The 6,225-nt window shown below is 57.6% G+C and carries 5 protein-coding genes and 1 pseudogene; 2 read left to right on the top strand and 4 right to left on the bottom strand.

What is annotated here, in order from left to right; all coding sequences use genetic code 11:
* Nucleotides 1-123: 123 nt before the first annotated feature.
* Both ACZIRK_RS44330 and tnpB read right to left on the bottom strand, forming a co-directional pair.
* Nucleotides 124-237 (bottom strand): IS66 family transposase, encoded by a 114-nt coding sequence (locus tag ACZIRK_RS44330; protein ID WP_474419740.1) that lies wholly within the window; start codon nt 235-237, stop codon nt 124-126.
* Nucleotides 238-379: 142 nt separating this feature from the next.
* On the bottom strand, nt 380-733 hold the full coding sequence (tnpB, locus tag ACZIRK_RS44325) for an IS66 family insertion sequence element accessory protein TnpB (protein ID WP_212231025.1): 354 nt from the start codon (nt 731-733) through the stop codon (nt 380-382).
* Between the two features lie 405 nt (nt 734-1,138).
* Here tnpB and ACZIRK_RS44320 point away from each other — a divergent pair, with 405 nt between their 5' ends.
* Complete coding sequence (locus tag ACZIRK_RS44320) at nt 1,139-2,182, top strand: IS110 family RNA-guided transposase (RefSeq protein WP_474419738.1); 1,044 nt, start codon at nt 1,139-1,141, stop codon at nt 2,180-2,182.
* Nucleotides 2,183-3,403: 1,221 nt separating this feature from the next.
* Here the strand turns inward: ACZIRK_RS44320 and ACZIRK_RS44315 are convergent.
* Nucleotides 3,404-5,203: an effector protein gene (locus tag ACZIRK_RS44315; RefSeq protein ID WP_130231634.1), complete on the bottom strand. Its 1,800-nt coding sequence runs from the start codon at nt 5,201-5,203 to the stop codon at nt 3,404-3,406.
* A gap of 136 nt (nt 5,204-5,339) precedes the next feature.
* Between ACZIRK_RS44315 and ACZIRK_RS44310 the strand changes: the two are divergent.
* Nucleotides 5,340-5,524 (top strand): annotated as a pseudogene (locus ACZIRK_RS44310) (IS256 family transposase); the annotation flags it as partial.
* Nucleotides 5,525-5,903: 379 nt separating this feature from the next.
* Here the strand turns inward: ACZIRK_RS44310 and ACZIRK_RS44305 are convergent.
* A partial coding sequence (locus ACZIRK_RS44305) for a transposase (protein WP_474419736.1) occupies nt 5,904-6,225 on the bottom strand: 322 nt, incomplete at its 5' end.

Genomic DNA, 6,225 nt, shown 5'->3' with positions numbered 1-6,225 from the left:
CCGTCGCCCCCTTCAGAGGGGAGCACCCAATCATCGCCCAGCGGCAGCGTCAATCACCCCGATCGGGCAATCCAAAGCATTCCGCGCAAGTCAAGGCCGGGCACGGCGATCCTCTCGTGACGCTCACAAATGATACTGATCCGGTCGCAGCTTCTCGGACTTCGCACCGAACTTCTCGCGTCGCAATTCGCCGAGAATGACCTCCAGCCGACGCCGCCAGTGCCCCCTGATGCTCACTCAAGGCCGTCTGCGTTTGCGCCAAAAGCGCCTTCAAGCGTTCGTTTTCGTCGCGCAGCGCCGCGATGCTCATGCGCTATTTCGAGCACATCGCCGCCGCACGCGCCACGTTCAAAATAGCTTTCGAGTCACTCTGCCGCAGTTATCCCGCCGCCTGCGGGCGCCGCGCTTCCTCCGGGCGGACCAACCTCCAATCCAGGCCCTCGAACAAGGCCGCGAACATCGCCGGGGATACGCGCATCACGCCGTCCGCGATCGTTGGCCAAACGAACTTGCAGCCTTCGAGGCGCTTGTGCACCAATACCAGGCCCGTTCTATCCCAGACCAAAATCTTGATCCGGTCCGCTCGTTTCGATCGGAACACGAAGGCTGCGCCGCTAAACGGGTCGAGACGGAGCATCTGCTGTACCTTCGCAGCCAGCCCATCATGGCCACAGCGGAAGTCAATCGGCCGCGTCGCGATGTAAATCTTCAGATCAGCACCGGGCGCGATCATCGTGACGCTCGCACCGCGCGGATCAACCGAGCCAGTTGCTCACCGTTAATGGCCACGTCCGTCCGCACGACGACGTCGCCAATCGCAATCTCGAGTTTGACAGCCGGAACGTGACGCTCCTCTAACGGCTCCTCCACGACCAGCGGCGCGAACGGCGGCTGCGAAGCCTCGCACGACGGCAATACGCCTCGCCGGCGAAAGCGTCGTCGCCAATCGTCGCGCGGCGTCAATCAAGGCTTGCCAAAACCGCCGCGAGCGTCAATGATCCTCTGACTCGGCCGCCTCGTCTCATCTTGATTGACGCGCCGTTCTCATCCTGATTGATGTGGTGGAACGGCCCGCTCCGACAGCATCATCGTGCTAAAACGTGGTCGTTGTTCGAACGCCACAAGGAGGGACCGTTCCATGAAGCAGATTAGCACCATCGGGTTGGATTTGGCGAAGCACATTTTTCAAGTTCACGGCGCGGGTCCCGATGGCTCGCCGGTGTTCAACCGGAGACTACGGCGCAGCGAGGTGCTGCGTTTCTTTGAGAAGCTGCCACCATGCCTGGTGGGGATGGAAGCCTGCGGCAGCGCCCATTATTGGGCGCGCGAGATTGCAACTTTCGGTCATCAAGTGCGGCTGATTCCGCCGGCTTATGTCAAACCCTTCGTGAAGCGCGGCAAGACGGATGCGGCGGATGCCGAGGCCATCAGCGAAGCCGTGACTCGCAAGACCATGCGCTTCGTTCCGATCAAAACGGCCGAGCAGCAAGCCGGAACGATGGTCCTGAAGAGTCGCGCACTTCTGGTGAAACAGCAAACGCAGACGATCAACGCCCTGCGCTCGCATCTGGCTGAGTTGGGCATCATTGCCGCCGCTGGCCGGACAAAGGTCGAGGCGTTGGTTGCAATCGTACGGGATGTAGCAGATATCCGCTTGCCTGCGGCAGCGCGCTTCGCGCTGACGGCAATTGCCGATCAGATCGAGGCCCAGGCGGACCAGATTGACAAGCTCGAGCGAGCCATTGTTGCTGCGGCAAAGACCGACAAGGACATGCGCCGACTGACTACCATCCCCGGCATTGGAGCCATTACAGCGGCGACCATCAAGGCGCTGGTGCCAGATCCCGGCGGCTTCAAATCCGCTCGTCACTTTGACGCCTGGCTGGGACTGACGCCGCGACAGCATTCGAGTGGGGGCAAGGAGCGGATGGGGCGCATCTCGAAGATGGGAAACCCCGAACTTCGGAGCCTCCTCGTTCTTGGGGCGACATCCGTCCTGCGAATTGCCCGGAAGGCTGATCGGGCGCCGCCATGGTTGAAGTCGCTGCTCGCCAGACGTCCGTACAAGGTGGCAGCGGTCGCACTGGCCAACAAGACAGCGCGAATTGCCTGGGCGCTCTTGAACAAGGGCGGGATTTATCGGCACCCGGAGACGCTAGCGACGACTACGGCTGCCGCTTGATGAATACAGCAGCTGTCAAAGAGATCTGACCGGCGCGGGCCGGCAGAGGGCAAGGAGCAATAACAGGCGATGAACCCACGGGACGAAATCCCGGCACGAGTGAGGCTGGCGCGACAATGCGCTTCAAGCGCGTCTGATTGATTTAGCCCCTTGTGTCGCGGACTTCATCGAGGCCAGCGGTCATGCGCCGCGCTTTACAGGCCGTATACATGACCGCACCGCTCCCATGTGTGAAGTCGACTGAGAAAGCTCTTGCGCCCGCGGGCCGTTCCATACATGTCGCGCTATACCCATGGGACGAAATCCCGAAACGAGTGAAGCTACTGCCCCCAATGCGCTCAAGCGCGTAAACTTGATTTAGCTCCTCGTTCCCCGGATCTCATCGAGGCCAGCGGCCATGTGCCGCGCGCAAAGGCCGGACATATGACCGCACCGTTCCAATGTGTGAAATCGACTGAAAAAGCTCTTGCCACGCGGGCCGTTCCACATAGGGGGGCAAGGTCACCACCGTCTTGCCAAGGATTGGTCCGGAAATCCTGTGATAGGGTAGGATATAGCGAGCTTTTTTCATCTCACCAAAGCGCGCCCAGCGGGCCGTGCCATGGTGCTGTGGCTTCAACACTATGAGGGCCACGGTGAGCGATGCGATCACAGCCGTGACGCCGATGATTGCCAATCCGCGGTGAAAACCTGCGTCACGTACCCTCGGAAAAAGGGCGCCTCGTACCAGATCGCGAAGATATCAAAGCTCTGAATCGCATGCAGAGTAATTCCCTGCCGGAAGTTCGCATAGACGCTCGCCAGAAATAGACCAACGAGCAGCGATAAAGCTCCACCAAATAGAAGCCCTTTCTGACTCGAACAAAATGATCGTCGGACGTCCTGAGTCAAGCGTACGCGTCGCTGGCTTCGGTCTCGGTCGCAATGTTGCACCATACCCGTTTCAGGTTATAGCGATCGCTCATTCGATTCTTGCGGTGGTTCGACATCGCGAAGGGCAACCTCGTTCTTGGCTTCGCCCTCCTCACCAACAAAGAATTGGGCTCGGCATCTATGGCGCGTCCCGACGCGCGGCCCGTAGGAATGATGACTTGGTCGGTCATCGCAACGATGATCCAAGATCCCTCACCCCCGAGCGTCCGCCGAAATCCCAGCCGTCTATCCCCTTCTCTGCGGGAACAATGCTCGAGTAAGACAACGTCGCGGATCGCCTGTTCAACATCAACATCTGCCGACACCCTCCACAATGCGCGGGTCGAGGCCTGCTCTCTTCGTGGCTTCGTCACGACGTCTTGTTGCTTCCAGCAAAGCCATTCTCCTGTCGTTTGGCGTCGCATTGACGACGCTAGTACTTCGGTAGCTAGAAGGTTGCGCCTTGCTAAAATTATCTTTGATCGCGTCGTTTCTGTTTGCAACGTCGGAGGTGGGTAAGGTCTCTGACGCCGTCTCCGAGACTCCTGGTTTGGTTGCTCCATCACCATGATTCGTTGCTGTCCACGGCGGCATACCCCACGGGTATTCGCGCCCATTGAGCCCCGCACCGCTCTTCAACTCGCCTTGGAGCTTAGGAAGTTGCGTCTTGCCAAAATCTTCGTTGATCGCGTCGTTTCTGTTTCCAACATCGGAGGTGCGTAAGATCTCTGACGTGTCCGAGCCTCCTAGTTTGGTTCCTCCATCACCATGACTCGCTGCTGTCAACACCTTAGGAGGTTGCGCCCGGCTGAAGTCGTCTTGACGTGTTTCCCGAGCGATCTGTGGCGCGACCGTTGACTGCCTTTGCGCAGCCGCCAACATGATCTTGTTGATGTTTGTGGGAGAAATGCTGTTCGCCGGTCCATGGCCGTCCACACGAGTGGGTTCAAAATGACTGGAATCGTTAGGTTGTTGGTGCGTAGCGCCGCGAGCTATATTATCCCTTTCATTCGATGGAGATTCGAAAGGATAGGTGTTGTCCCAAGCAGCCTTATGTTCGGACGCTTCAGCAGCTCTCATTATCTGGGCATTTCGCTCATGCTCTTGAAGGCCCTTCAGGCGCGTCTTCAATTTTATACCCAAAACTGTTGTTGTAACGATCTTGGCATCATTGCCAACATATTTGGTTTCCCGCTTGAACAACTTGCCAAAGGTATGTTTGGCTTCGGTCAATTGATGGCTCGTTTTGTCGAATACGGCCGACCTCTTGTTCCAAAGCCTTCGGTGGGACGTAATGTTTCTGCCCAGCTCATTTCCCTGCGGGTCCAGTAAAGATGTATATGATTTGACACCGAAGAGGGTTTTGGTTTCGGTTACCTCCGTTCTCCTGTCTTGAGATTTTATCGAATGCTTCGAGAAGAAGCCACGAATTTCGCGGCCGATCAGTGTCAGACTGCCGTTTTCGTCCCGCTCGAAAACTTCTTTTCTGGAGCCTTTTGTCCGGGTTAAAGTGCGATACTTCTTATTGTCGGCCTGGCTTACGTAGGGCGCGCTAATTTCCTCGGAAATTGCCCGGAAAAACCGACCATCCCGAAACCTATCCGTGTAGTAGCTGGTGCGGAGCAGGTGACCGTTTTCGTCCCGTTCCCATTTCTCACGCAAACTGCCATCTTTGAGTTTGAGACTGCGGGAGCGGAGTTCACCGTTCGCGTCAAAGCTGTAATGCGCCGTTTTCCGCCAATCCTCCCTTTCAAGCTGGCTGATGTAAACAGTGTCTGACTGAGGAGCACGTTTCAGGACCTCCGTGGTCCTCCTGACCACGCCCCTCTTACGCGTGCGCTCGTCATTGTTTTCGATTGCCAGCTTCTTGTTGCCGAGGAACTTGTAGCCGATTTCACCATGATAGCCCTCTTTCACTTTATCAAAGAGCGCCATCTCCTTGGCATATGTCGTTTGTTTGCTTGGTCTTCTAAGCAAGCGATCTATTCTACGAGCTTCATCAGTCGTTTCCCGCGCTCGACGAGACTGATCTGCTTCTCGCCTAGCGGAACGCGCGTCCTTGTAGACTCTGTCTCTCAGCTTGATTGGTTTTTTTTGGATGTCGACCATTAGTCGGGCCTTCTGCTAACTCTTGAGCTATCGCTGAAAGTTGGTGACGGTGGGAATCGGGAAGGCGCATATCGTGGGGGTGCGTGACGCCTCCACTTCTCCACCGAAGGAGCGATATGCCGCGTCCAAAGATAACATGATCAAGCTGATTCAGCCAGGAAATGTCGACGATCAACTCACCGAAATCTTGCGCAATGGGGCGCGTGCTCTGTTGGCTCAGGCGGTCGAGGCCGAGGTCGCGGACTTTCTCGGCAAGCATTCCGATTTGAAGACTGCGGACGGCCACCAGCGCGCGTCGTACGCCACGGTCACCTGCCGGAGCTATGCGGGAAACTGGGTGATGACGGACTGAGATAGGCGGCGTATCGAGGCGGGTGTCGAAGCCTGCCAGAACCTCACATGGGATGGTTCGTGTCAAGGCCATCAATCGCAATGCATCAGCAGTCCCTCCGAAGCGTCGCTATCCAGGTCCAAGCCCGTGCGTGACGCGGCTCGTTTGCCGAGCCTGATCAACCTCACATTCGGTCGCCACCTTTCGCGGCTGCACCAATATCCCGCTTGCGGCGGACGGGGCTCAGGACGACGAGACCACTCTCTCAAACGGCATTTCGCCAGGGTTCTGGTCGGTTCGTCGACCTGGATCCACCAGGACTGATCGGGTCCTGGAGAATTTTCAGAATAATTCGAGGAGCAGCCGAGATTAGCTGTTCTGCATGATGGCACCTTCGATGACGACACCGGCGGTCACAAACTTCCAGAGCGCAACCAGCAGCTTGCGCGCAAGCGCCACGATGGTCGACTTCTTCATGCGGCCACCATTGCGCTGGACGCGCTCCTTGAACCATCGAGCCAGCGCAGAGCCGGGCTGATGACGCAGCCACAGCCAGGACATCTGGATCAGCGTCGTGCGTAATCTCGGATTTCCAGCTTTCGAAACGCCCTGTTCTCGATCAACGGATCCACTCTGCCAGGGCGTCGGCGCCAGCCCCGCGTAAGCAGCAACCTGGCGGCGATTATTAAAA

The sequence above is a fragment of the Bradyrhizobium sp. Leo114 genome, assembly GCF_055229415.2.
Note: the sequence above shows the minus strand (reverse complement) of the source record. Positions and strands in the feature narration are given on the sequence as shown.